This window comes from Blautia sp. AF32-4BH (genome assembly GCF_003460565.1).
Taxonomy (GTDB): domain Bacteria; phylum Bacillota; class Clostridia; order Lachnospirales; family Lachnospiraceae; genus Fusicatenibacter; species Fusicatenibacter saccharivorans.
On sequence record NZ_QTVL01000009.1, the window covers coordinates 114082 to 138245 of the forward strand.

Consider the following 24164-nt stretch of genomic DNA (forward strand, 5'->3'; position numbering starts at 1 on the left):
CTTGTTCTTATTTTTATTTGTCCAGATACGCCGCAAGCAGTTCCAGCGTATTCTTCACGCCGTCCACATGGCTTCTTTCATATCCATGGGATGCGTACACACCGGTGCCGATCAGGGCATGGCGTGCGTCTGCGCCGCCGCGGAGCGTTGCCTCCACGTCAGAGCCGTAGTGCGGGTAAACATCCGCCGCATAGTCGATTCCGTTTGCTTTTGCTGCCGCAATCAGCTCGCCGGTAAAATCGTAGCTGTAAGGGCCGCCGCTGTCTTTGACGCAGATGGATACCTGATGCTCTTTACACTCCAGTCCGTCGCCGACACAGCCCATATCAACAGAAAGAATATCTGTCACGCCCTCCGGAACGGAAGCAGATCCGCCGTGGCCGACCTCTTCGTATACGGTAATGTGCTGATAAACCGGGCGGGACGGTGTGACATTTTCTTCTTTTAAATACTTCGCATAGCCGAGCAGAATTGCAACGCTCAGTTTATCATCGAGGAAACGGCTCTTGATGTAGCCCTTCTCCGTGATGCGGGTTCTCGTCTCAAAGCAGACGATATCACCAGTCTCGATGCCGAGCGCTTTTGTCTCCTCTTTGGAGAAGACCATCTCATCCAGAACGACCTCCATATTGTCGTAGGTGCGGTCCTGCTGGTCGTAGGAACCGTTGACATGGATCGACGGGTTGTTCATCTGGAAGCAGCCCTCGTACCGTTTTCCGTCTCTTGTGATGACAACGCAGTTTTCCGTCTCCGCATTGTTCGGATTCATACCGCCGAGCGCGGTGAGACGAAGACGGCCGTTTCCTTTCACTTCCGCTACCATGCCGCCGAGCGTATCGGTATGTGTCTCCACAAGGACACCGCCGTTTCCTTCACAGCCTTTGGCAAGCTGCACCAGAAGGCCGCCCTTTGTGGTGATCACCGGCGCATAGCCCATCGCTTCGTACTCTGCTTTCAGCCATGCAATGGCATCTTTTGTGTAGCCGGTCGGGCTGTCGATGGAGAGCAGTTTTTTCAGTTTCTCTGTTATAAAATCAACATAAACCTTTGTATTTTTCATGTTTCTTCCTCCATTTTTGTTTCTGTTTTTTCTTCTTTTTTCGAAACATTTTGAAACAGAAACTGCAGATTTTTTTCTTTCCGAAAAAAGATCCTGCCCTTCATCATACCACAGAAATAAATTGGATACAACCATCGGAAAACGGAAAAATGGAAATAAGGAAAATGTAACTGGACAAACTACCCTATGCCATGCTATGTTTGAAGAGGGAGATACATTATTAGCTGTTATTCAAAAAAGTTTCTTCTATAATAAAATAAAGGTCGCCTCAAATTCAAATAAAGGAGCAAAAAAATGGACACAAAAGAACAGGCATCGCAGCCTGCATTACAAACGTTAAAAGAATATGCTGTCATTACCGCAGCTGTTCTGATCATGGACATTGGAATTTATGTTTTTAAATTCCCTAATAATTTTTCTTTCGGCGGTGTATCCGGTATGGCCGTTGTCATCTGCCGGTTTCTTCCGTTCACTGCCTCACAGATCAACCTTTTTATCAACCTGCTGCTTCTGCTGGTTGGTTTTGCTGTGCTGGGGCGGAACTTCGGCGTCAAGACAGCCTACGTGACCGTGCTTTCCTCGGTTCTTCTGAACATTTTTGAAAAGCTGTTTCCGATGGCACATCCGCTTACCGATGAGATCATGCTGGAGCTCTGCTTTGCCATTATTCTTCCGGCACTGGCGGCAGCACTGCTGTTTTTTGAGAATGCCTCCGGCGGCGGCACAGACATCATCGCCATGATTATTAAAAAATATTCTACAATGAATATTTCCACTGCCCTGCTGGTGACCGACCTCATCGTTGTCATCCTTGCTTTCCTGATTTTCGATACCTTAACCGGACTTTGTTCGGTTCTCGGTCTGATGGCGAAAACACTGCTGATTGACAAAACGATTGAGCGGATGAAGCTGAATAAATTTTTTACGATTATCTCCAACAATCCGCAGCCGATCTGCGATTTCATCACAAAGGATCTCAATCACAGCGCAACCCTTTACGACGCCGTCGGCGCTTACTCCGACCAGCAGCGGACAGTCATTCTCACGGTTGTGGATGTCAAGCAGGCCGTCTATCTTCAGCGGTTTATTCATGATACCGAGCCGACCGCGTTTATTGCGATCACAAAGAGCAGCGAAATTATCGGAAAAGGCTTCATGAGTTATGTCTGATCGATTCAAACCATATTTTTTACGCAAAAAATCCGAAGGCTTTTGACGCCTTCGGATTTCTTTGTATGTGCTTATTCTGTTTATTTCTCTTCTGCTGCTTCGGTATCTTCTGCCGGTGCTTCTACGTTGTGGGAAGCCATCAGACTTACGACAATGGATTCCGGATTGGTCTTTATGGTGATATCCGGGTCAGCGGCCAGGGACAGATCTTTGACGCGGATGACATCACCGATCTTCATCTCTCCGACATCGACCATTACCTGATCGACCAGGGATGCCGGGTATGCCATGTAGGCAACCTCGTTCAGATCCTCCTGCAGAACGCCTTCTGCGATCTTTTCATGGTTTACAAGGACAATCTCTGCAACGGAATGAACTTTCTCGTTGCTGACCAGTGCCTGGAACTCGATCGAATCGATCTGTCCGGCTACCGGGTTATAATCAACATTTTTGATCAGGACATCGTATGCGGTTCCGTCGACATCCAGCATAATCTGGCTGCCTTTGTGGTCTGTCTTCAGCAGTTTCTCGATATCTCTTTTTACCATCTTAACTGGAATGGATTCTTTCATCTCTCTGCCGAATACATTGCCGACAACGTATCCTTCTCTTCTAAGTCTTTTTGCTTTTACATCCAAACTTCTCTTTTCAGCTTTTAAAGTATTCATTTACCTTTTCCTCCAAAAATCTGATTCTTAGCAGGCTTCTTATCTTGTGAAGGGTGTTAAGTTTGCTTTGCCTTGTGGCTATGAATAAGTTTCTTGGAACAGGATGTTTGGGAACATGCAAGGAAGAATTGGTTTCTTGTTGATTCCTTTTCTTTGTTCTAGATGTAATATAATACCACAAACACGATTTGTCAACCCGGATTTTCCGATTTCACAGTTTCTTCACATTTTCAGCACGCTTCCTTATATTCCATCAGTTTCTGGCGTGCTGTGCGGTTCAGACTGCGCGGTACAGCAATCTCAATCGTCGCATAATGATCACCGTGCACGTTCGCATCTTTCATCGATACCATGCCCTTGCCGCGCAGACGGAGCTTACTGCCGGACTGTGTTCCTTCCTTGATTTTGCAGACCACATCTCCGTACAGTGTCGAGACACGCGCTTCACCGCCAAAGACTGCCGTTGTGTATGGAATCTGAATCGTCGTGTAGATGTCCATTCCGCGCCGTTCAAAGCCTTTCTTTTCTTCTACATTGACCTTCAAAATCAGATCGCCGCGGCGGCCGTTTGATCCTGTATGGCCTTTGCCGCGCAGACGGATGCTCTTTCCGCTCTCGATACCGGCCGGGATTTTAACCAGCAGCGTATTGGTCGTTCCATCCGGGTTCCGCAGGGTAATCTGTTTTTCACAGCCCGATGCCGCTTCCTCCAGGCGGATCGAAACCTCAGCGTGCAGATCGAGATCCTCTGCCGTACCGCGGCCGGAAAATGCATCCTCAAACGGATGTCTGCTACTTCCCGAACGCGTATACCGCTCGCTTCCGAATCCACGGCTTTTGCCATGAAACATCTGATCAAAGAAATCGCCGAACATATCGTCCGCGTTTCCTTCAAAGTGAAATTCGTGATAGCCGCCGTTGTTTCCGCTTCCGCCGAACGGGTTTCCATACGCACTGCCGTACGGATTTCCACCGCCCTGCTGGCCGTACGCGCCGGCTCCCTGGTCGAACGCCGCGAATCCGAACTGATCGTACATTTTCTTCTTTTCCGGATCGCTTAAGACAGAATACGCTTCTGTCACTTCCTTAAATTTCTTTTCCGCATCCGGGTTTCCCGCATTCGTATCGGGATGATATTTTTTCGCCAGTTTCCGGTATGCACGCTTGATTTCTTTCTCGTCTGCATTCCGGCTGACGCCTAATACTTCATAATAATCTCTCTTTGTTTCCATCATCAGGCACCTCCAGTCAAGCCTTTTCCTGATTTCCCAAGTGAACAATTCCTGGCTCTTTTTATCTGTTCTATTTGTACTATAACACTCATTTTTCACACTGTCAATTCTTTTCACGGAAGATTCAAAATTCCTATACGAATTGAAAAACCTGCCGTGCACTGTTACAATAAGAGATATACGATTCTCACGATTTTTTATGGAGGTACTTGATTGATGCATTCCATTTTCTGGTTCCGCACCCGGCAGTGGGTGTTGAGCCGCGTTCTTCATCTGACAGAGCATAAGAAACAGACACTCCTTGCAGCACCGGATGCCGTTCTGCTGCTCCCCGCGTTATTCCGGAAACGCCGGATCTCCCGGATTCTCCTGGTGACTACCCCCGGCTTTGTCCGCCGCGGAACACTGACGTCTCTGCTGGATGGCTGTAAAAAAGAAAACATTTCCGTCACCATTTTCTCCGAAATCGCCCCGGATCCGCAGATTGAGAGCGTGGAACAGGGTTTCCGTCTTTATCAGCAGATTCAGGCGCAGGCTATCCTCGCCATCGGCGGCGGATCCGTTCTCGATGCAGCAAAGCTGATCGGTGCCCGCGTCTGCTGTCCGAAAAAGACGGTTCCTGCGATGCGGGGCCTCCTGAAAGTCCGTCGGAAACTTCCGCCGCTGTTTGCCGTGCCGACGACAGCCGGAACCGGTTCGGAGGCAACGGCGGCAGCTGTCATCACAGACTGTATCGACGGGAAACCATACAAATACGCCGTCAATGACCTCTGTCTGATCCCGGATACGGCAGTTCTCGATCCGCGTCTTACGATCAGCCTCCCGTCCTCTATGACCGCAGATACCGGTATGGATGCCCTGACCCATGCCATGGAAGCTTTTCTGAACCTCTTCGCCTCCCGCAGCGTGCAGAATGCATCCATCGAGGCAGTCTGCGAAAATTTCCATGCCCTGCCCGAAGCCTGGCGTGACGGCTCCCGTCTTGCCGCACGGCAGGAAATGCTTCATGCATCGTATCTGGCCGGTTTCGCTTTTACCAACAACTTTGTCGGCTACGTCCATGCCATCGCTCACGCCGTCGGTGCACTGTACCACATTCCGCACGGAAGAGCCAACGCGGTTCTGCTGCCTGCTGTTCTGCGCGAATACGGTTCCTGCATTGCGCCTAAACTTGCCGTTCTCGCCGATGCGCTTTCTCTCGGCGGAGATACCGTTTCTGAAAAGGCTGAGCGGATGATTGCAGCTATCGAGGCTATGCGCGATTCGTTTGACATTCCATCCACTCTGCCGCACCTTTCGCCGAATGATTACACAGAAATAGCACGCCGTGCTTTAAAAGAAGCAAATCCCACCTACCCTGTTCCGCAGATCTGGGATTCTGAAAAAATCTTTTCTGTGCTCCGCCGTGTACAATCCTAAAGCCGCTGTTTTCTCGAATTTAAATTTGACAGAAGGCAAAAAACATGGTAATTTATTAGAGATATCGCATAGAGGAGTGAATAAAATGAATAAAAGAACCATGAAAAAAATGGCCAAAGCGAAACAGCAGGCTGCAGAAGCTGCAAAAACAGCGGAAACCGTTGTAAAGACAGCGGCACCGGCAAAAGAAGTAAAACCAACGACTGAAAAAACCTTACATACAGAAGCAGCCGAAGGAAAAGCAGAAGCTGCAAAAGAGCCGAAAAAAGCAACCAAAAAAGAAACCGTTAAAAAAACAGTAAAAAAGGAGACCGCGGAAACCATGGCAGAAGCAACCAAAACCCCACGTAAAATGACAAAAGTATCTGATACCGTTCTTGAGATCTTCGAGACAAAAGTATCTATGAAAGACCTCGAAGCAGTCATCAAAAAAGAAGTAAAAGCAAACGGATTAAAAGGCGAGATCAAAATCTACCTGAACGCAGAGCAGAGAGCAGCTTACTACACCGTAGACGGACAGGGATCTGACGATTTCAAAGTAGATCTGACCACTCTTGCTGAATAATTTTTCTGTCAGCTGATCTATCAGAACAGACCAAAAGCGGCATGTCCGAAACAAAGTCTTCCGGATTTTGTTTCGGGCATGTTTTTTGCTGTCTGTTCCCAAACCTAAAAAACGACAAGGTATTTTTCTATGAAAACTGTAAACCATCTCGGAACCGACCCGATCGGAAAGCTGGTTCCCCGTATTGCTTTTCCGAGCATGCTGGCACAGTTCGTGAGTGTTCTGTACAGCATTGTAGACCGTATGTACATCGGCCACATTGCCTCTGTCGGTGATCTGGCGCTCGCGGGTGTCGGCGTCTGCGGTCCCATTCTTACCATGATCGGCGCGTTCTCCTCCCTCATCGGGGTCGGCGGCGCGCCGCTGCTCGGCATCCGGCTCGGAGAGAAAAATGAAAAAGAGGCATCCCGCATCCTGGCTAATGCGTTTCTGATGCTTGTTTCCCTGTCCCTCGTTCTGACAGCCGCGGCGCTTTTTTTAACCCGCCCGATGCTGATGGCATTCGGAGCCAGCACCGTTACGTATCCTTATGCCAGAGCCTATTTTATGATCTACGTTTCCGGCTCTGTGTTTGCGCTTTTATCGACCGGCCTGAACCAGTTTGTGATCTGCCAGGGCTTTGCCAGTGAGGGAATGAAATCTGTTCTGCTAGGCGCCGTCCTGAATCTGCTGCTGGACCCTGTGTTTATCTTCGTTCTGCATCTCGGCGTGCGCGGCGCGGCAATTGCAACCGTGCTCTCCCAGATCGCAAGCTGTCTGTATGTGCTGCATATTCTGTTCGAAAAGACGATTCCGATCCGCATCACCTTCGGCGGGTATTCATTTGCGATCATGAAACGCATTCTGACAGTCGGTTTTACTCCGTTTCTAATCATTGCCATCGACAATGTGATGATCATTGCGATGAACGCCGTCCTGCAGCGGTATGCACCCGCCGGACAGGGAGACAGCTTCATCACCTGTGCAACGATCGTTCAGAGCTTTATGCTGATTATTACGATGCCGCTCGGCGGAATCAGCGGCGGAACGCAGTCAATCCTCGCATACAATTATGGAGCTGGAAATTCCAGGCGTATTCTTGAGGCACAGAAAACCATCATCGCACTCTGTGCCGGATTTACGACCTTGATGTTCCTCGTCTCCAATGCCGCCGGAACGCTGTTTGCGCAGCTTTTTACTTCCGATCCGCAGATCGTCTCGATGGTGGTCCGCGCGATCCATATTTCGACACTCTCAGTCATTCCGCTCGGCATTCAGTACGAGATTGTAGACGGCTTTACTGCAATGGGCCGCGTGCGCTATTCGTTTGCACTCTCCTTCTTCCGGAAATTCGTCTACTTTACCGCTCTGTTTCTTCTGCCGCGGTTCTTTGCACTGGAAAACATCTTCTACGTGGAACCTATTTCCGACCTGATCGGGCCGGTTGTCTCAATGATCGTTTACTGGACTTCGATTCAGAAGATTCTGAAACAGCGGGAAGAGGCGGTACGGCTGATGCACACAAAAAAAGCATAAAAAATCTCATATCAAAAAAGCTGTTCTTTTCCGCGGAGTTTTCAAAACTCTCACCAGAAAAGAACAGCTTTTTCTGCTTCTGTTAAAATGTCTTCGGCATCGGAACGGTTTCCTGTACTTTCAGACCGTATTTTGCTGCCAGCTGCAGTGCCTTCTGTTCCGTCTCCGGATTCCAGACGGCTTTCGGCGTATGGGCATCACAGCCGAAAACGGCGGTGTTTCCTTCTTCGCCGGCGATCTTCCAGAACTTCTCGTTCGGATACCATCTTTCTTCCATCAGACCAAGGAAATTGATCTCCAGCGGAATGTTTCTCTTTTTCACCTCACGGCAGAGTCTCCGGTATTCCCGGTCGAACACTGCTTCGTCGCCGTTGAATAAAAAGAGATCCGGGTGTGCCAGATACAGGTATTTTCCGGTATCGATGCCTGCCAGGCACTGGTCCACATACTGTTTCAGGTAGCTTCCGTCTGTTGTTCCATGGCCGCTGTAGAGAATCTTTTCGATCTCATTTCCCAGGCTGTGCTGGCCAAGCACAAAGTACTCAAACGGATAGTCCGACAAAAAATCAATCAGCTGATCCCAGAATCTCGGGAAATACTCTGTTTCGAGTCCGAGATGGATTTCAATATCCTTGTCATACTCTTTTTTCAATGCCAGCACGGTGTCTACATAGCCTTCCACCTGATCGAGCCGCATCCGCATGCCGGAATCGTAGCCGTCCGGGAACGGATAAGGCGAATGGTCGGAAAAACCGAGAATTTTAAGGCCGCCCTCAATCGCGCGCTCCACATACTCCCGCTCCGTTCCGTCCGCATGGCGGCACCGCCATGTATGGGTATGGTAATTTGCAATCATGATCTGTAACCTTCTTTATTTTGTATCTTATTCTGCTGCTTCTTTGGAGATATCCGTTCCAAAATATTTTTCCGAAAGCTCTGTCAGTGTTCCGTCTTCTGCGAGCTCGCCAAGTGCTTTGTTGACTGCCTCAAGCAGCGTCTTGGTCTCATCGCCTTTTTTCATCGGAATACCGACTTTTGTGGATTCCGGATCGAGACATGCAATTTTGATCTCTGCATCCGGGTGTGCTTTCATATAATCGTAATACGTTACCTCTGCGTTCAGAGTTGCATCGATACGGCCGCTTAAGAGAAGCTCGAAAGTCTGCTCCAGATCGTCAACACCGGTAACGGCTGCGCCATATTTCTCGGCAACTTCTGCATACGTACTGGAAATGGTGTTCGCAGTGCTCTTTCCGTCGAGATCCTCCATGGACTGGATTTCATCGTTAGCAGAGTTTACGATAACAGCGGTGCGGTTGTATGCGTATGGATCGGAAAAGCTGTATTTCTCAGCGCGCTCCTCTGTGATATCTACGCCGTTTACCATGATATCGTACCGGCCGGAATCGATTCCTGCAAGAAGGCCATCCCACTCACCCTCTACAAAGGTTGCTTTCACGCCGAGTTTCTCTGCGATCTGCTGTGCCACTTCTACGTCATAGCCGACCAGGTTGTCGTCCTCATCGTGATACGTCCACGGTGCCCAGGTCCCTTCCATTGCCACAACGATCTCACCCTTGCTCTGGATCTGCTCTAAAAGATCCCCAGACGCACTTGCGGAAGATGCTGATGAAGAGGAAGAAGCACTGCTGTTATCTGCCGTGCTGTTTCCGCATCCGGTCAGTAAAAAGGATGATGTCAGGATACCTGCCAGAAATACTGCTGCCATTTTCTTTTTCATAATATTCGCCACTCCTTTTTTGTTTTGTTCTGGAAGAAGCTGCCTTTGCTTCTTCTGTTTTCTTTATTGCAAACTGTCCGGATTCCGTGCTCCGGGCAGGATTTGCCGCTTTGCGGGATACCTTACTCGTAATGCTGTTCAATATTCTGCAAAAATGTTCTCGTCCGCTCTTCCCGCGGATTTGCGAAAAATTCCTTCGACGGACCTTCCTCAACGACAACGCCGTTTTCCATAAAGACAACTTTGTTCGAAACGTTTCTTGCAAAGCCCATCTCATGCGTGACAACGAGCATTGTCATTCCCTCTTTGGCAAGCTGGCGCATAACACCAAGCACCTCGCCGGTCAGCTCCGGGTCGAGTGCTGAGGTCGGCTCATCAAAATAGATAATTTCCGGATCGGTTGCCAGTGCACGGGCGATTGCCACCCTCTGCTGCTGTCCGCCGGAAAGCTGATGCGGATAGTAGTCCGCACGGTCCAGCATGCCTACTTTTTCAAGCGCTGCACGCGCTTTTTCCTCCGCCCTGGTTTTTGGCATTTTTCTGCCGATGATCAGGCCCTCGGTTACGTTATGAAGGGCTGTTTTGTTCAGGAACAGGTTATAGTTCTGAAATACAAATGCGGTTTTCTGACGGATCGCCGCGATATCTTTTTTGCTGATGTTGTAGAACGGATATTCTTTCCCGTCAAAGATCAGGCTGCCGCCGTCCGCATGCTCCAGAAAGTTGACACAGCGCAGCATCGTCGTTTTTCCCGAACCACTCGGACCGAGGATTGCAACAACATCGCCCTGTTTTACTTTTAAATCTACACCTTTTAATACTTCCAGGCTGCCGAACGCTTTCTTTAATCCTTTAATTTCCAGCATGGCTTATTCCCCTTTTTTCTGATATGTACTCAGTTTCTTCTCTCCGATTCCCTGCAGCTTCGTGAGCACAGTGGAGAACAGCAGGTAGATCAGTCCTACTTCAATATACAGTGCCAGCGGCTCATGGGTGCGCGCTACAATCCGCTGCGTTACCATAAACATCTCCGTTACGGTGATATTTGCGGCAAGGGAAGTATCCTTTACCATGGCGATCAGAGAGTTGGAAAGCGGCGGGAAAGCGGTGCGCATCGCCTGCGGAAGGATAATTCTCCGCATGATCTGCAGATACGACATGCCGACACAGTAGCCGGCTTCGAGCTGGCCTGCCGGAACGGCTTCCAGGGCCGCACGCATCGTCTCGGCACTGTAGGCGCCCTCATTCAGGGAAAAGACGAGAACTGCCGCCGGAAACGGATCGATCAGAATACCGGCGCGCGGAAGTCCGTAAAACACAACGAAAAGCTGGACCAGAAGCGGGGTTCCGCGGAAAATCCAGATATAGAAACGTGCAATCTGACGAAGGCCTTTGATGTTTGCAAACTGTACCATAGCCATTGCCGTCGCAATTACAAGTGCAATGGAAAACGAGATTACAGTAAGCGGAATCGTCACCTTAAGGCCCGGCAGAAAGATTTTCCAGAAAGAATCCAGAAGAATATTCCATAATCTTTCGCTCATTTCGATATATCCCCCTTATTTTTACATTTTCCTAGATAGGATAACACTTCAAGTCCGCTTCAAGTCAAGTGTTTTTTCATATACCCCTCCCCCGCATGCAAGAATCCCCGGGAAACACGTTTTTCAACGGCCCCGGGGACACTTATTTATGGTTGGTTTTAAGAGGAAGGATCTTGTCTTTTTTTATGGTATTATGTTATTTACTGCTTAGTCCTGTGTCACATTAAATGCTCTTGCACCAGGGTATACAGCGGCCGTTCCAAGTTCTTCTTCGATTCGGAGAAGCTGGTTGTATTTTGCAACACGCTCGGTACGGCTCGGTGCACCGGTCTTGATCTGGCAGGTGTTCAGGGCAACAGCCAGGTCTGCGATGGTGGTATCCTCGGTCTCACCGGAACGGTGGGAGGAAATTGCGGTGTAGCCTGCTTTGTGAGCCATTTTGATTGCCTCAAGGGTCTCAGATACAGAACCGATCTGGTTCAGTTTGATCAGGATGGAATTTCCGCAGCCAAGGGAGATACCTTTTGCCAGACGCTCAGTATTGGTTACAAACAGGTCGTCACCGACAAGCTGTACTTTTCCGCCAAGCTCTGCGGTCAGCTCTTTCCAGCCTTCCCAGTCTTCTTCATCCAGAGCATCCTCGATGGAGATGATCGGATATTTCTCTACCAGTGCTTTCCAGTGAGCGATCAGCTCTTTGGAAGTAAATACAGTGCCGGCTTTCGGCAGTTTGTATTCACCCTTGGTTCCTGTCTTCCACTCGGAGGAAGCAGCATCCATCGCGATCTTGAAGTCTCTGCCTGGCTCGTAGCCTGCTTTTTTCACTGCCTCAAGAATGGTCTCGATGGCTTCTTCATCGGATTTCAGAGCCGGTGCAAAACCGCCTTCATCTCCAACCGATGTTGCCAGTCCGCGCTCTTTTAAGATGGCAGCCAGTGCATGGAAGACCTCAGCGCACCATCTTAAGCACTCTTTGAAAGAAGATGCTCCAACCGGCATGATCATGAACTCCTGTACATCCAGGCCGGAAGAAAGTGCGTGGCATCCGCCGTTGATGATGTTCATCATCGGAACCGGCAGACGATTTCCGGAAACGCCGCCGAAGAAGCGGTACAGCGGAATCTCAAGTGCGTTTGCTGCTGCTCTTGCGCAGGCAATGGATACAGCCAGAATGGCGTTTGCACCCAGGCGGGATTTATCCTTTGTTCCGTCCGCATCGATCATAGCTTTATCTACAGCGTAGGTATCGGATGCATCCATACCTTTTAAGGTATCGTTGATGACGGTGTTGATGTTTTCTACTGCTTTCTGCACACCTTTTCCAAGGTATCTTGCTTTATCTCCATCTCGTAATTCCAGTGCCTCAAACTCACCGGTAGATGCGCCGCTTGGTGCCATGCCGCGTCCTACAACGCCTCCTGCAAGAACAACCTCAGCTTCTACGGTTGGGTTTCCTCTGGAATCCAGAATTTCTCTTCCTTTTACTTCCTCAATTTTCAGGCTCTTCACTTTTCGTGTGCTCCTTTCTCGTTTGTTTCTGGAGTTTCCCGCCTGCGAAGTGTCCAGGATCCGCAGACGGGAGATAACAATGATTGATTCACTTTGGTTAGCCTTTACTAACTATAATTCATTATAACTAATTTTTTAAAAATTGCAAGTGGGTAAAGTGATACTTTTTCTCAGAAATGCAAAAAGTTTTTCTGTTCTTATTTTTCCTGTTTAAATGCCTCTTCCAGCGTATGCCATCCAAGCACTGCACATTTCACTCTTGCCGGCATGTGGGAGATGTCCTTCAGTGCACCAGCCTCCTCGAGTTCGTCAATCTCCTCGTCGGATGCTTCTCCTTTGATCATGCGCAGAAACAGATTTCCCAGGCGCAGTGCCTCGTCCTTCGTCTTTCCGATGATCATGCCGAGCATAATGTCCGCCGATGCCTGCGAAATCGCACAGCCGTCGCCCACGAACGCACCGTCCGTGATCACATCGCCGTCGACTTTTAATTTCAGCCAGATATCATCGCCGCAGCTTGGGTTGACGCCCTCGAGTACGATGTCCGCATCCGGCAGATCATGCTTGAATTCCGGACGCAGATTGTGCTCCGTCAAAATTTCGTTATAAAATCCTCTACTCTCCATAGCCCATTCTCCTTCTGATTGTGGATACACTTTCGATCAGTGCATCAATCTCTTCCGGTGTATTATAAAACATCATGCTGGCTCTTGTCGAACTTCGGACGCCAAGATATTCCAGAAGCGGCTGTGCACAGTGGTGGCCTGCCCGCACATCGATGCCGTCAGAAGAAAGAATTTCGCTCACATCGTGCGGATGCACGCCGTCAATCGTAAACGAAACGATGCCCGTATGGTTGGCCGGATCTTTGGAACCGAGGATATGAACGTACGGCAGCGCGCCGAGTCCTTCCATAGCATGTTGCGTCAGTTCCAGCTCTTTTTTCTGGATATAATCAAATCCTTTTTCCTGCAGATACCGGATCGCTGCGGCCAGCCCCACCGCACCGGCTGCATTTACCGTTCCCGCCTCAAATTTCTGCGGAACCGGTGCAAAAACGGCTCCGTCGCGGTGAACGGAATCGATCATCTCGCCTCCGGTTAAAAACGGCGGCATTTTTTCCAGCAGTTCCCGTTTTCCATACAGACAGCCGATTCCCATCGGGCCCATCAGCTTATGGCCGGAAAAGGCGAGAAAATCTGCATCCAGCGCCTGTACGTCGACCGGCATATGCGGAACGCTCTGGGCGCCGTCCACAACGACAACGGCTCCTACGCGGTGCGCCATCTCCGTGATTTTCTGGAGCGGATTCACGCAGCCGAGCACATTCGATACCTGCGCAACAGTCACAAGACGTGTTCTCTCATTAATGCCCTTTTGGAGCTCCTCATCGGTCAGCTCGCCCTCACTGGTACATTCCAGATAATGGAGCTTCGCCCCAGTCATACGCGACACCATCTGCCACGGAAGCAGATTGCTGTGATGCTCCATGATTGTTACAGCGATCTCGTCGCCTTCCTTTAAAAAGTTCAGGCCATAGCTGTATGCCACAAGGTTCAGGCTTTCCGTTGTATTCCGGGTAAAAATAATCTCCTCCGGCTCTTCTGCATGAATAAACTCCTGTACGGTCTTCCTTGCCTCCTGATAGCTCTCCGTCGCCTCCAGGCTTAAAGGATAGAAGCCTCGCAGAGGATTTGCATTTTTCTGTTCGTAAAATTCCTGTACTGCAGCAAGAACGCATGACGGGCGCTGTGCCGTCGCCGCGTTGTCCAGATAGATCGTGTCCATTTGCTGCAGAAGCGGGAAATTTTTTCTGATGTTATCTGTTGTCACGGTCAAGCACCTCCGCAAGCTGTGTTTTTACTTTCTGTTCGATGTCCGCATCGCCGATTTTCTGGATTTTTGCTTCCAGTTTCGCCCGCGCTATCGTATTTTCTGCCTGTGTACGGTCCATGCCGCGCGCACCGAAGTAAAACAGTGTCTCTTCATCGAGTTCTCCGATTGCCGCGCCGTGGCTTCCCTGTACGTTTTCCTCTGCACAGAGGATCACAGGAATCGTCTTGTTGACTACATCATCGCCGAGCAGCAATACCTGTTCTGTCTCTGCTCCGACGGAATCTGCCGAACCGCGCACAAAGTCGATTGTGCCGCGGAAGATCTTTTCCGCCGCATCCATCAGCGTTCCGTCTGCCTGGATCGTGCTCTTGGTTACTTTTCCGAAGTGGCGCACATTCAGATTGACATCAAATTTCTGCTGATTCTGCAGAAGATAGCCGATTTCTGCCTGCAGTGATGCGTGATCCTTCTGCAGTTCGGTCCAGATACCGTCATAGACATCGCCTTTTCCGACAACGACCTGTAAAAGATCCAGTGCACCATTTTCCTCGCAGATGCATCCGACATCATTTAAAAGCTCCTGTCCCTCACCGCGCATCATCACCTGCACGAGCCGGATGCGGCTGTTTTTTTTCGCGTAAAGTTCTGTCCGCACCGCGAGCTGTCCCGCTGCCTGTGCCGGTTCAAATACCTCGAAAACGGTAAGGGAAGCTCCCTCTTCTGCCGCCGCGCGGATCTTTCCGGATGAAACCGTCTCTTTTCCCTGTCCGATGGAAAGCGTGACCTGTTTCGTCTGCCCCTCCTTTGCAGAGACACTCCAGTTTTTCGTCTGCTCCGGTGCAAAAAGGACATCCGTCTCTTTTCCTGCCCCGGTATTCATAGCTTCCGGAAAACCCGTTATCTCATCATCCGCAGACGGCTCTTCCGCGCAGATTTCACACGGCGCACCCGCCGCCCATTTTACTTTTGTATCATTTAATCCCAGCCAGTACCATGTTTTCGATGGAAGCTGGTTGATTTTCATGCTGTTCTGTTCTTCCATGTGTCTGGCCTCCTTATCCAATGCTGCCCTTCATCTCGAGGCGGATCAGATTGTTCATCTCCACCGCGTACTCCAGCGGCAGTTCTTTTGAAACATCATCCGCGAATCCGCTGACGATGCACGCTCTCGCATCCTCTTCCGTCATGCCGCGCGACATCAGATAAAAGACGGCTTCATCGCTGATGCTTCCGATCTGTGCTTCATGGCCGATGTTCGCATCTTTTGTACGGATATCCATCGCCGGAATCGTGTCCGACCGGGAGATATCATCGAGCATCAGAGACTGGCAGGAAACGGCTGATTTCGTGTTCTTTGCCGCTTTTGTTGCAGAGACTGACGAACGGAAGGTGCTGATGCCGCCGTCCTTCGAGATCGATTTCGTGTTAATATAGGAACTCGTATCCGGCGCGCTGTGGACAACCTTCGCTCCGGTATCGAGATTCTGGCCCTTACCGGCGAACGTGATGCCGGTAAATTCCATCTTTGCGCCTCTTCCTTTCAGCACGCTCATCGGGTACAGGTAGGAAACGTGGGAGCCGAATGAACCGGAAACCCACTCGATTTTTCCGCCCTCCTCGACCTGCGCGCTTCGTGTTCAGGTTGTACATATTCTTCGACCAGTTTTCAATCGTAGAATAACGGAGTCTTGCATTCTTTCCGACAAACAGCTCCACACATCCGGCATGGAGGTTGGCCACATTGTATTTCGGTGCGGAACAGCCCTCGATAAAGTGAAGGTCCGCGTCCTCATCGACAATAATCAGCGTATGCTCGAACTGGCCTGCGCCCGGCGCATTCAGGCGGAAATACGACTGCAGCGGGATTTCCACGGAAACCCCCTTCGGCACATAGACAAACGAACCGCCGGACCAGACGGCTCCGTGCAGTGCGGCAAATTTGTGATCGGTCGGTTTCACCAGTTTCATAAAGTGTTTCCGCACCATATCCGCGTACTCACCATGCAGCGCACTCTCCATATCGGTATAGACAACACCCTGCGCCGCAACTTCCGCGCGGACGTTGTGATAGACCAGCTCCGAATCATACTGTGCGCCCACGCCGGCGAGTGATTTCCGCTCTGCCTGCGGGATGCCGAGACGCTCAAACGTATTTTTGATGTCATCCGGCACATCGGACCACTTTGCTTTCATTTTCGTATTCGGGCGGACATACGTTACGATGTCATCCATGTTCAGACCCTCAATCGACGGACCCCAATCCGGAATCGGCATCTGGTTGTAGATCTGTAAAGAATGCAGACGGAACAACTGCATCCAGGCAGGGTCTTTCTTCTCATCCGAAATTTTCTGTACAATTTCCGGCGTCAGGCCGGCTTTTACTTTATAGGCATCCTTTTCATCGTCTTTGAAATCATAGATGCTTCGGTCAATATCCTCTACATAACTTTTTTCTCTCACAGCGTTTTCATCCTTTCTGTACCTTCGGTTTTACGCCAGTGACTTTTCGTATTTTCCAAATCCGTCCCGGTTGATCTCCTCTACAAGAGATGCATCGCCGGTTTTGACGATTTCACCTTCCACCATGATGTGGGTCTGATCCACCATCAGTGATTCCAGAATCTTCGTGCTGTGCGTGATGATCAGAAGACTTCCTCCGCATTTTCTGCGGTATGCCTCAATTCCGGCAGAAACGGTGCGGACCGCATCGACATCCAGGCCGGAGTCGGTCTCATCGAGAATGGTAAGGGACGGCTCGAGCATCAGAAGCTGCAAGATCTCGGCTTTCTTTTTCTCACCGCCGGAAAATCCGACATTCAGATCACGGTCTGCATACGACGGATCCATCTGCAGAACTTCCATTGCTTTTTCCAGTTCTTTCCGGAACTCAAACAGACGCATCCGTTTGCCGGTTTTTAACTCGACGGCGCTGCGGATAAAAGAGCTTAAGGTTACGCTAGGCACCTCAAGCGGATTCTGAAACGAGAGAAACAGTCCCATTTTGGCGCGTTCATTGACCGGCTCTTCTGTGATGTTCTTTCCCTGGAACCAGATTTCGCCGCGTGTCACGTTATATTTCGGATTGCCGAGCAGCGTATTGCCAAGCGTCGACTTTCCGGTACCATTCGGTCCAAGCAGCACATGCGTCTCCCCTTTTCCAATCGTAAGATTGACGCCGTGCAGGATCTCTTTTTCTTCTACATTTACCGTTAAATCTTTCACTGTTAAAAGATTTTTTCCCATATTGATATCCTCCTTATTTTGCTTCGAGGTTAAAATCTCTGTTTTCGCCTCCGATTGTAGACCTTTTTTCCGAGTATTTCAATCGGATTTATATATTTGAAAAATTTTATCAAAAAACGCACCTGCCGCCGGATCTTTTTTTCCGCACGACAGGCGCGTTTTCTATCAACATTGTTTCAGCCGATTCCGCCCAGCACGATTCCGAGAATCAGAACCAGCACACAGATCGGCACGTAGATATATTTGCAGATCGGATAATACAGATCCGTGAATTTGCTGCTTCTTCCCTTGTCTACCTGGGACTGCACATACTTCTTTCCGCAGATCCAGAAGAACATGACTCCGGCAAGGCCGGCGCCGAGCGGGCAGATGTAGATCGACAGAACATCCATCCACTGGGATACAATGCCCTGGATCAGAAGAGATACGACCACACCGATAACCCCGATCACACCGCAGGCTGCTACTCTTCCGAGATGAAATTTTTCCTGTACCGTTGCAATCGGTGCTTCGTACAGGTTAATCAGAGAGGTAAGGCCGGCAAAAAAGACAGCGACAAAGAAAACGATTGCGATCAGCGCGCCACCCGGCATAGACTTTATCAAATTCGGAAGGAAAATGAACAGAAGTCCAGGTCCTCCTGTATTTAACTGTGCTCCCGTAGTTGCCATCGCCGGGATAATAACCAGCGCAGCAAGCATAGCAGCGAGCGTATCAAAAAATGCTACTCTTCCGGCGGCGGCCGGAATATTTTCTCCATCTGACAAATAGGAACCATAGATCAGTGTTCCGTTTCCGGCTACAGACAGGGAAAAGAATGCCTGACCAAGTGCAAAAATCCAGGTCTTCGGATCTGCAAGTGCTTTTGGTTCCACACGGAAAATATAACGGTATCCATCCGCTGCACCGGGCTGAAAGGCAACATAGATACCAAGTGCAACAAACAGGAGAAAGAAAACAGGCATCAGCACCTTATTGACCTTCTCAATTCCCTTACCAACACCAAATGCCAGAATGACCATCGCAACCACAAGAGCTACGATCTGCCAGAAATTGTTTCCAAACGCAGATGCCATGGATTCAAACGCTCCGGCAAAATCCTCTACGCTCACAGCTGACAGTGTCTTTCCAGTAAAGGTTCCGATCATGTACCTGAAAATCCACCCCATGACAACCGTATAACCGATCGCCATTGCCAGGGAACCCAGCACCGGAATCAGACCAAGCGCCTCTCCGGCTTTTCGTTTTCCTTTCGTTTCACATGCAAAACCGAACGCATCAACCGGACCGGATCTTGTGGCACGGCCAAAACTCATCTCCCCGCTCACACCGGTAAAGCCGATCAGTGCAACGAACAGGAAATACGGAATCAGAAAGGAACCTCCTCCGTACAAGGAAACCCGGGTAGGGAACATCCAGATGTTGCCCATTCCAACTGCAGAACCGATGCAGGCCAGGATAAATCCCCACCGACTGTTAAATGACTCTCTCTTTTTCATACTGCTCTCCCTTTTTCTTACTTTTTCTGAAGATATCATGGCCAAAGTACCTTTTGACTCCAACATCTTCTGAATATTTTAGCATAAGCTATTGGGAAAAGCTATAGCATTTCTCATCTTCCTGCAACTTCACTTTATATTTTATGCTTTTTCCGCCTTGCTGCTGCCATTCCCGCGGAGAACATCCGCAGTGGCGTTTGAAATAGCGGCTGAAATGAGACAGATTGGAAAAACCGCAGATTTCCGCGGTCTGTCCGATGGAAAGTGCCTGATTTGTCAAAAGATTTTTCGCCTTGTCGAGCCGTACTTCAATCAGATCGCTGTGCGGGGTGCTGCTGAAAAACTGTTTATAATAAGAATAAAACTGGCTTTTTTCCATATTGGCCATCTGGCAAAGCTTTTCTGTCGTCCAGTCTTTCTCATAATGGCTCAACATCTTAAGGCGCAGCTCCTGGAATTCCTGATACAGTCCGGCCGGCTCCTCTGCCGCTTTCTTGTACAGCCGCATACCGCGCGATGCCGTAATCATCATCTGACGAACCAGTGCTTCCTCATATTCCACTGCGTATGGATCTTTCACAATGTATTCCCTCTGCAAAAGGCGAATCAGCTCATCAATTGCTTCCGTGTTCTGCGGATAAAAAACAGTATTCTGCGGAATTCCATACGTTTCACCCAGATTCTCACCGCACCAGAAATGGACATAGCTGTTGCGAAACTTCTGAACAGCCTGATAATGCTGCTCGTGATCCGGCGTGTAAAAAAGGCAGGCATTTTCCTGTGCAATGAAAAACGCAGTTCTGTCATACACCTTCATCGGCGTTTTAAACAACAGAAACAGATAGTCCCCGCTGCCCTCCGGCCGATATATCGTCTCATAATCGGCGTTGGATCTATTATATTCACAAATATGAACTGAAAATTCCATTCTTCTCGTTTCCCCTTTTCTTTTCTTCTCCCTATTTTACCGCAAAACCGGAAAAAAAGTCAAATTTGCCGGACAAAAATCTCTGGTTTTTTTCTATCTTCCTGCTAAAATTGAAACTATCCAAAGCGAAAGCGAAACGGTGGAATAAAATCATAGACACGCCGGTGATCCTTTGTTTTTCTGGATCGTGTCTGAAAACGAACATTTCTTTTAACAGGAGGATTTTTAAGTATGAAAAAAGCAGAGATTATCATTGACAAATATTTTCTTACCGGAAAAGTTGACAAACGAATCTTCGGTTCCTTTATCGAGCACCTGGGACGCGCCGTTTACGAGGGCATCTATCAGGAAGGAAGTGTTCTCTCCGACGAGCAGGGCTTCCGAAAAGATACCCTGGATCTTGTCAAAGAGCTTCAGGTACCGATCGTCCGTTACCCGGGCGGAAACTTTGTCTCCGGTTTTCACTGGGAAGACAGCGTAGGCCCGAAAGACAAACGGCCTGCAAAACCAGATCTTGCCTGGGGCGTGATTGAGACAAACGAATTCGGTCTGAATGAGTTTGCTGACTGGTCGAAAAAAGCCGGCAGTGACATCATGATGGCCGTCAATCTCGGAACCCGCGGACCGGAAGACGCAAAAAATGTGCTGGAGTACTGCAACTTCAAGGGCGGCACCTACTACAGTGATCTTAGAAAATCCCACGGTTACAAAGATCCACACAACATCAAACTCTGGTGCCTCGGCAACGAGATGGACGGACCGTGGCAGATGGGACATAAGACCGCTTCTGAGTACGGACGTATTGCAGCAGAGACTTCCCGTCTGATGAAATTCATGGATCCGACGATTGAAACTGTTGCCTGCGGAAGCTCCAATCTTACGATGCCAACTTTCGGTTCCTGGGAATATACGGTTCTGGACGAATGCTATGATGAGGTGGATTACCTTTCTTTACACCAGTACTACGGAAATTATGCAAATGATACTGTCGATTTTCTGGCAAGCTCCAAGGGCATGGATGATTTCATCTCCGGTGTAGTTGCAATCTGTGATGCAGTCAAAGCAAAAAAACACGGCAAAAAACAGATTAATCTCTCCTTCGATGAGTGGAACGTATGGTATCACAGCAATGAACAGGATCAGAAACTGGAAAAATGGGTACGTGCACCGCATCAGCTTGAGGATGTTTACAACTTTGAGGATGCACTTCTCGTCGGAAGCATGCTGATCACACTCCTGCGCCACGCAGACCGTGTCAAGATTGCCTGCCTCGCACAGCTTGTCAACGTTATCGCTCCGATCATGACATCCGATACCGGTGCATGGCGTCAGACGATCTTCTATCCATACATGCATGCAAGCGTATACGGCCGCGGAACCGTCTTAAATACACAGGTTTTGACACCGGTTTACGAGAGCAAAACGTACGGCGAAGCTCCGTATCTCGATTCTGTCTGCATCTGGGATGAGGAAAACGATGCACTGACCATTTTTGCAGTCAACAAGAGCCTGGATGAGGATATGGAGGTTTCCTGCGATCTGCGTCAGTTCGAAGGATGCCGTCTGGCTGAGCACATCGTGCTGACAAACGACGATATGAAAGCGGTCAACACCGAAGCAGATCCGAACCACGTTACTCCGACCCATTCCGATGCCACCAAACTGGAGAATGGAAAAATGCACACCGTTCTTGGAAAACACAGCTGGAATGTGATCCGTCTTACAAAATAATGGAACCGTATAAGGTATGGCCTGAAAAACAGAACATCTGAATTTTTCATCCAAACATATGCATAAAGGAGTTTTATTTTATGGCACAGGCATATTTATTTGTTCATTTTCGGGAAAAAACAACACCGGACGGCGAACAGGTTTATTTCGGCATCAGCCGCGATGGTTTCCACTGGGAAGCTGTCAACGACGGCGCTCCTGTTCTCTGGGCGTATTATGGAGATAAGGGTGTACGCGACTTTACTATCACTCACAGCATAGAAACCGGGAAATATTATATTTTCGCCACTGACCTGAGTCTTTCTTACGGTATGCGGAATCAGTATCACAATTCCTGGGATGAGATCGGCAGAAACGGCAGCAAGTATTTCTCCGTCTGGGAATCAGAGGATCTCGCAAACTGGAGCGACCAGCGTCTTGTAAAAATCGGTGATGATGACTTCGGCTGCCTCTGGGCACCGGATCTGATTTACGATAAAGAAAACGGTGAGTACGTTCTGCACTGGTCTTCTTCCCATGCAGCAAACGATTACGGTCCCAAAAAAATCTATTACAGCACAACGAAGGATTTTGTTCATTTTTCAGCTCCGCAGGTTCTGTACGAAAAAGAGGACAGCGGCGTGATTGATTCGGCGATCTATGAAGAGAATGGGGTTTATTATCTTTTCGTAAAGAGTGAAAGCAATCCGGCGAAAATTATTCTGCTCCGCTCCGACCATGCGGCCGGCCCGTATGTGCGGATGGAAAGCTTCGATGAGAGCATGAAAGATGTAGAGAGCGGTCTCTATGAGGCTCCGACCGCAGTACAACTTGATGACAGCAGATGGTGTCTGTTCCTTGACTACTACGGCGTTCCGGGTGCCGGCCAGGGATATGTGCCGTTTGTTGCAGACAGCCTTGCTTCCGGAAAATTTGTTCGTTCTGATGCTTCCTTCTCGTTCCCATACGGCTACAAGCATGGAACGATTCTTCCGATTACAGAGGAGGATTACGAGCGGATCAAAAACCATGACTGGTCAGATCACGGATATCGGTAAAATCGCTGTCCGCCTGATGGGATTTTCATACAAAAAGAACTGCGGCAGGCTTCCTTTTGGGGAAGTTCCTGCCGCAGTTCTTTTTCGCTTTTCTTTTCCGACAAAACCCATCCGCTTCCTTTTTGTTCTGGCGGACAGTACCTTTTCTGCAGATTGGTAAATGTATCGTTTTGATGGTGTCTGAATTTTTCTTTATCTCTGTGCCTGTGCAGCGGTTCTTGCATGGAACATGCGGAAGACGCCGGTCTGCTCGATCAACTTCGTCAGGCTATAGAAAATGATGGAATCGATCGGCCACATAATCAGGTTCTTTAAGGCACGTGCCGGAAGAAGCACCATGATTCCTTTTCCATACAGCATGCTGATCCACAGGGTGTTCAGCAGTACGTTGACAGTCAGCATAACGATGAACTTGGCTGCAAGCACACGTTTGATGGTCAGTTTTTTGCGATAGTAGAAGCATCCATACATAAAAGATGCCAGCATCGCATTAAAGGTGAATCCGAAGAAGAACGGGCCGCTCGGTTTCAGGAAGTATTTTACGACATCAAGAATGCCGGAGAAAAGACATCCTGTCACTGGTCCGAACAGGTAATCGACAAGGCGGTTCGGGATTCCGGAAAATCCGATGCGGACATAAGGTCCGATATCAATCGATGCTACCTGGTTCAGAATCATCGCCAGCGCTGCGAACATGGCACAGGCTGCGAGGGTTGTGACTGCTTTCAGCTCTTTTGCTGACTGCAGAAACATGTTTTTTGTTTCTTTTGCTGTTTCATTTGCATTTTTCTGCATAAAAAATTACCTCCTTTACAGATATCTGACTACAATAGGAGATAATCTCTTGTCTCTATCTTCTGTTGCAGCGAGATGCAATTCATATACCGCAAGATTTTCTCTTTTCGTCTCCCTGGCTACTCTCTATCCTGGGAGCACTTTACGCATATGAACTTACTCTGCAGTTGTTTTTGTCCTGCTCATTATATAGTAAAATCCCCTTGATTTCAAGAGGATTTTACATTTTTTTCTAATTTTTTACGATCAAATATCAGCCCTGCATTTTACGGTCTTTCCGGTGATAAAACGGAGACAAACGCAAACTTTTTATCCAGCAGTTTTCCCATCAGCACAATACCTTTTCCCATCGTAAAAGCAGCTGCTACCGTTCCGATTCCAAGACCTTCGATTCTTCCAAGTCCGAAGAAGGTGAGCAATGCGGTTACCATAAGGCAGGTCACATCGAAGTCGATTTTAATTCTGGAATACGGCACTTTCGTGCAGACTTTTTCGACTTAAAGATTGACTCTATATTTGAAGAGGGCGAATGAAAATGATTAGGAACAAACGAAAGCAGATGAAACTCGAATTTTATCGGAAAATCTCAAAATTGCACATCCCAAAAACCCAGTATTTAACAATGTCATTAACTTAAAAGCAGAAGATATTTATTCCGAAATGGATTAGATA

The 24164-nt window shown here is 48.8% G+C and carries 22 protein-coding genes, 1 pseudogene and 1 riboswitch; of the genes and pseudogenes, 6 read left to right on the forward strand and 17 right to left on the reverse strand.

Features of this window, described 5'->3' with window-relative positions; all coding sequences use genetic code 11:
• Positions 1-13: 13 nt before the first annotated feature.
• On the reverse strand, positions 14-1060 hold the full coding sequence (locus DWZ44_RS12465; protein ID WP_117804983.1) for a M42 family metallopeptidase: 1047 nt from the start codon (positions 1058-1060) through the stop codon (positions 14-16).
• 294 nt (positions 1061-1354) lie between these two features.
• Between DWZ44_RS12465 and DWZ44_RS12470 the strand changes: the two genes are divergently transcribed.
• Positions 1355-2230, forward strand: a complete 876-nt coding sequence (locus tag DWZ44_RS12470) for a YitT family protein (RefSeq protein WP_117508953.1) — start codon at positions 1355-1357, stop codon at positions 2228-2230.
• Between the two features lie 80 nt (positions 2231-2310).
• On the opposite strand, the gene DWZ44_RS12475 is transcribed toward DWZ44_RS12470, so the two are convergent.
• Complete coding sequence (locus DWZ44_RS12475; protein ID WP_117804984.1) at positions 2311-2898, reverse strand: 50S ribosomal protein L25; 588 nt, start codon at positions 2896-2898, stop codon at positions 2311-2313.
• Between the two features lie 230 nt (positions 2899-3128).
• On the reverse strand, positions 3129-4130 hold the full coding sequence (locus DWZ44_RS12480) for a DnaJ C-terminal domain-containing protein (RefSeq protein WP_117804994.1): 1002 nt from the start codon (positions 4128-4130) through the stop codon (positions 3129-3131).
• A gap of 216 nt (positions 4131-4346) precedes the next feature.
• On the opposite strand from DWZ44_RS12480, the gene DWZ44_RS12485 reads away from it, so the two are divergent.
• The 3 genes from DWZ44_RS12485 to DWZ44_RS12495 all read left to right on the forward strand — a co-directional run bounded on the left by DWZ44_RS12485 (position 4347) and on the right by DWZ44_RS12495 (position 7629).
• Positions 4347-5549, forward strand: a complete 1203-nt coding sequence (locus DWZ44_RS12485; RefSeq protein ID WP_117804985.1) for an iron-containing alcohol dehydrogenase — start codon at positions 4347-4349, stop codon at positions 5547-5549.
• An 85-nt stretch (positions 5550-5634) separates the two neighbouring features.
• On the forward strand, positions 5635-6114 hold the full coding sequence (locus tag DWZ44_RS12490) for a DUF6465 family protein (protein ID WP_117804986.1): 480 nt from the start codon (positions 5635-5637) through the stop codon (positions 6112-6114).
• A 129-nt stretch (positions 6115-6243) separates the two neighbouring features.
• Positions 6244-7629 carry an MATE family efflux transporter gene (locus tag DWZ44_RS12495; RefSeq protein WP_117804987.1) on the forward strand — a complete coding sequence of 462 codons (1386 nt, stop codon included), beginning with the start codon at positions 6244-6246 and terminating at the stop codon, positions 7627-7629.
• An 82-nt stretch (positions 7630-7711) separates the two neighbouring features.
• Here the strand turns inward: DWZ44_RS12495 and DWZ44_RS12500 are convergent, their stop codons facing one another.
• From DWZ44_RS12500 to DWZ44_RS12555, 12 genes and pseudogenes are all read right to left on the reverse strand, one after another.
• Positions 7712-8485 (reverse strand): histidinol-phosphatase, encoded by a 774-nt coding sequence (locus DWZ44_RS12500; protein ID WP_055217914.1) that lies wholly within the window; start codon positions 8483-8485, stop codon positions 7712-7714.
• Between the two features lie 27 nt (positions 8486-8512).
• On the reverse strand, positions 8513-9370 hold the full coding sequence (locus DWZ44_RS12505) for a transporter substrate-binding domain-containing protein (RefSeq protein ID WP_117804988.1): 858 nt from the start codon (positions 9368-9370) through the stop codon (positions 8513-8515).
• A 122-nt stretch (positions 9371-9492) separates the two neighbouring features.
• Positions 9493-10236 (reverse strand): amino acid ABC transporter ATP-binding protein, encoded by a 744-nt coding sequence (locus DWZ44_RS18470; RefSeq protein WP_117804989.1) that lies wholly within the window; start codon positions 10234-10236, stop codon positions 9493-9495.
• 3 nt (positions 10237-10239) lie between these two features.
• The gene (locus DWZ44_RS18475) at positions 10240-10914 is read right to left on the reverse strand and encodes an amino acid ABC transporter permease (protein ID WP_022462789.1); all 675 of its coding nucleotides are present in this window, start codon (positions 10912-10914) and stop codon (positions 10240-10242) included.
• Between the two features lie 207 nt (positions 10915-11121).
• Positions 11122-12423 (reverse strand): phosphopyruvate hydratase, encoded by a 1302-nt coding sequence (eno, locus tag DWZ44_RS12520; protein WP_055217920.1) that lies wholly within the window; start codon positions 12421-12423, stop codon positions 11122-11124.
• 197 nt (positions 12424-12620) lie between these two features.
• Complete coding sequence (gene sufU, locus DWZ44_RS12525; protein ID WP_055217922.1) at positions 12621-13049, reverse strand: Fe-S cluster assembly sulfur transfer protein SufU; 429 nt, start codon at positions 13047-13049, stop codon at positions 12621-12623.
• Complete coding sequence (locus DWZ44_RS12530) at positions 13039-14256, reverse strand: aminotransferase class V-fold PLP-dependent enzyme (protein WP_117804990.1); 1218 nt, start codon at positions 14254-14256, stop codon at positions 13039-13041. Before DWZ44_RS12530 ends, sufU begins: the two co-directional genes overlap by 11 nt.
• Complete coding sequence (locus tag DWZ44_RS12535; RefSeq protein WP_117804991.1) at positions 14243-15301, reverse strand: SufB/SufD family protein; 1059 nt, start codon at positions 15299-15301, stop codon at positions 14243-14245. The genes DWZ44_RS12530 and DWZ44_RS12535 overlap by 14 nt, the downstream gene beginning before the upstream one ends.
• Positions 15302-15314: 13 nt before the next feature.
• A pseudogene (gene sufB / locus DWZ44_RS12540) lies at positions 15315-16719 on the reverse strand (Fe-S cluster assembly protein SufB).
• 30 nt (positions 16720-16749) lie between these two features.
• Positions 16750-17502, reverse strand: coding sequence for a Fe-S cluster assembly ATPase SufC (sufC, locus tag DWZ44_RS12545; protein WP_117804992.1), 753 nt, complete (start codon positions 17500-17502; stop codon positions 16750-16752).
• A 176-nt stretch (positions 17503-17678) separates the two neighbouring features.
• A complete protein-coding gene (locus DWZ44_RS12550; RefSeq protein ID WP_055217929.1) occupies positions 17679-19001 on the reverse strand; it encodes a sodium-dependent transporter in 1323 nt (440 codons plus the stop codon).
• A gap of 88 nt (positions 19002-19089) precedes the next feature.
• Complete coding sequence (locus DWZ44_RS12555) at positions 19090-19929, reverse strand: helix-turn-helix domain-containing protein (RefSeq protein WP_055217931.1); 840 nt, start codon at positions 19927-19929, stop codon at positions 19090-19092.
• A gap of 231 nt (positions 19930-20160) precedes the next feature.
• On the opposite strand from DWZ44_RS12555, the gene arfA reads away from it, so the two are divergent.
• Together arfA and DWZ44_RS12565 are read left to right on the forward strand one after the other, a co-directional pair.
• Complete coding sequence (gene arfA / locus DWZ44_RS12560; RefSeq protein ID WP_055217933.1) at positions 20161-21660, forward strand: arabinosylfuranosidase ArfA; 1500 nt, start codon at positions 20161-20163, stop codon at positions 21658-21660.
• 80 nt (positions 21661-21740) lie between these two features.
• Entirely contained in the window at positions 21741-22697 is a 957-nt protein-coding gene (locus DWZ44_RS12565) for a glycoside hydrolase family 43 protein (RefSeq protein WP_117804993.1), read from the forward strand.
• 192 nt (positions 22698-22889) lie between these two features.
• Here DWZ44_RS12565 and DWZ44_RS12575 read toward each other — a convergent pair whose 3' ends face one another.
• Entirely contained in the window at positions 22890-23492 is a 603-nt protein-coding gene (locus tag DWZ44_RS12575) for a folate family ECF transporter S component (protein WP_022461732.1), read from the reverse strand.
• 66 nt (positions 23493-23558) lie between these two features.
• Positions 23559-23658: riboswitch (THF riboswitch) on the reverse strand.
• A gap of 100 nt (positions 23659-23758) precedes the next feature.
• The gene (locus DWZ44_RS12580) at positions 23759-23968 is read right to left on the reverse strand and encodes a DUF6198 family protein (RefSeq protein WP_117761479.1); all 210 of its coding nucleotides are present in this window, start codon (positions 23966-23968) and stop codon (positions 23759-23761) included.
• Between the last annotated feature and the right edge of the window lie 196 nt (positions 23969-24164).

Bases quoted from the DNA above. Each gene is read 5' to 3' on its own strand.
- DWZ44_RS12480 (WP_117804994.1), bottom strand. From the start codon at position 4,130: ATGGAAACAAAGAGAGATTATTATGAAGTATTAGGCGTCAGCCGGAAT.
- DWZ44_RS12575 (WP_022461732.1), bottom strand. From the start codon at position 23,492: ATGCAGAAAAATGCAAATGAAACAGCAAAAGAAACAAAAAACATGTTT.
- sufU (WP_055217922.1), bottom strand. From the start codon at position 13,049: ATGGAGAGTAGAGGATTTTATAACGAAATTTTGACGGAGCACAATCTG.
- DWZ44_RS12490 (WP_117804986.1), top strand. From the start codon at position 5,635: ATGAATAAAAGAACCATGAAAAAAATGGCCAAAGCGAAACAGCAGGCT.
- DWZ44_RS18470 (WP_117804989.1), bottom strand. From the start codon at position 10,236: ATGCTGGAAATTAAAGGATTAAAGAAAGCGTTCGGCAGCCTGGAAGTA.
- DWZ44_RS12550 (WP_055217929.1), bottom strand. From the start codon at position 19,001: ATGAAAAAGAGAGAGTCATTTAACAGTCGGTGGGGATTTATCCTGGCC.
- DWZ44_RS12475 (WP_117804984.1), bottom strand. From the start codon at position 2,898: ATGAATACTTTAAAAGCTGAAAAGAGAAGTTTGGATGTAAAAGCAAAA.
- sufC (WP_117804992.1), bottom strand. From the start codon at position 17,502: ATGGGAAAAAATCTTTTAACAGTGAAAGATTTAACGGTAAATGTAGAA.
- DWZ44_RS12465 (WP_117804983.1), bottom strand. From the start codon at position 1,060: ATGAAAAATACAAAGGTTTATGTTGATTTTATAACAGAGAAACTGAAA.
- DWZ44_RS12485 (WP_117804985.1), top strand. From the start codon at position 4,347: ATGCATTCCATTTTCTGGTTCCGCACCCGGCAGTGGGTGTTGAGCCGC.
- DWZ44_RS12495 (WP_117804987.1), top strand. From the start codon at position 6,244: ATGAAAACTGTAAACCATCTCGGAACCGACCCGATCGGAAAGCTGGTT.
- DWZ44_RS12555 (WP_055217931.1), bottom strand. From the start codon at position 19,929: ATGGAATTTTCAGTTCATATTTGTGAATATAATAGATCCAACGCCGAT.
- DWZ44_RS12535 (WP_117804991.1), bottom strand. From the start codon at position 15,301: ATGGAAGAACAGAACAGCATGAAAATCAACCAGCTTCCATCGAAAACA.
- DWZ44_RS12500 (WP_055217914.1), bottom strand. From the start codon at position 8,485: ATGATTGCAAATTACCATACCCATACATGGCGGTGCCGCCATGCGGAC.
- DWZ44_RS12470 (WP_117508953.1), top strand. From the start codon at position 1,355: ATGGACACAAAAGAACAGGCATCGCAGCCTGCATTACAAACGTTAAAA.
- arfA (WP_055217933.1), top strand. From the start codon at position 20,161: ATGAAAAAAGCAGAGATTATCATTGACAAATATTTTCTTACCGGAAAA.
- DWZ44_RS12505 (WP_117804988.1), bottom strand. From the start codon at position 9,370: ATGAAAAAGAAAATGGCAGCAGTATTTCTGGCAGGTATCCTGACATCA.
- DWZ44_RS12565 (WP_117804993.1), top strand. From the start codon at position 21,741: ATGGCACAGGCATATTTATTTGTTCATTTTCGGGAAAAAACAACACCG.
- DWZ44_RS18475 (WP_022462789.1), bottom strand. From the start codon at position 10,914: ATGAGCGAAAGATTATGGAATATTCTTCTGGATTCTTTCTGGAAAATC.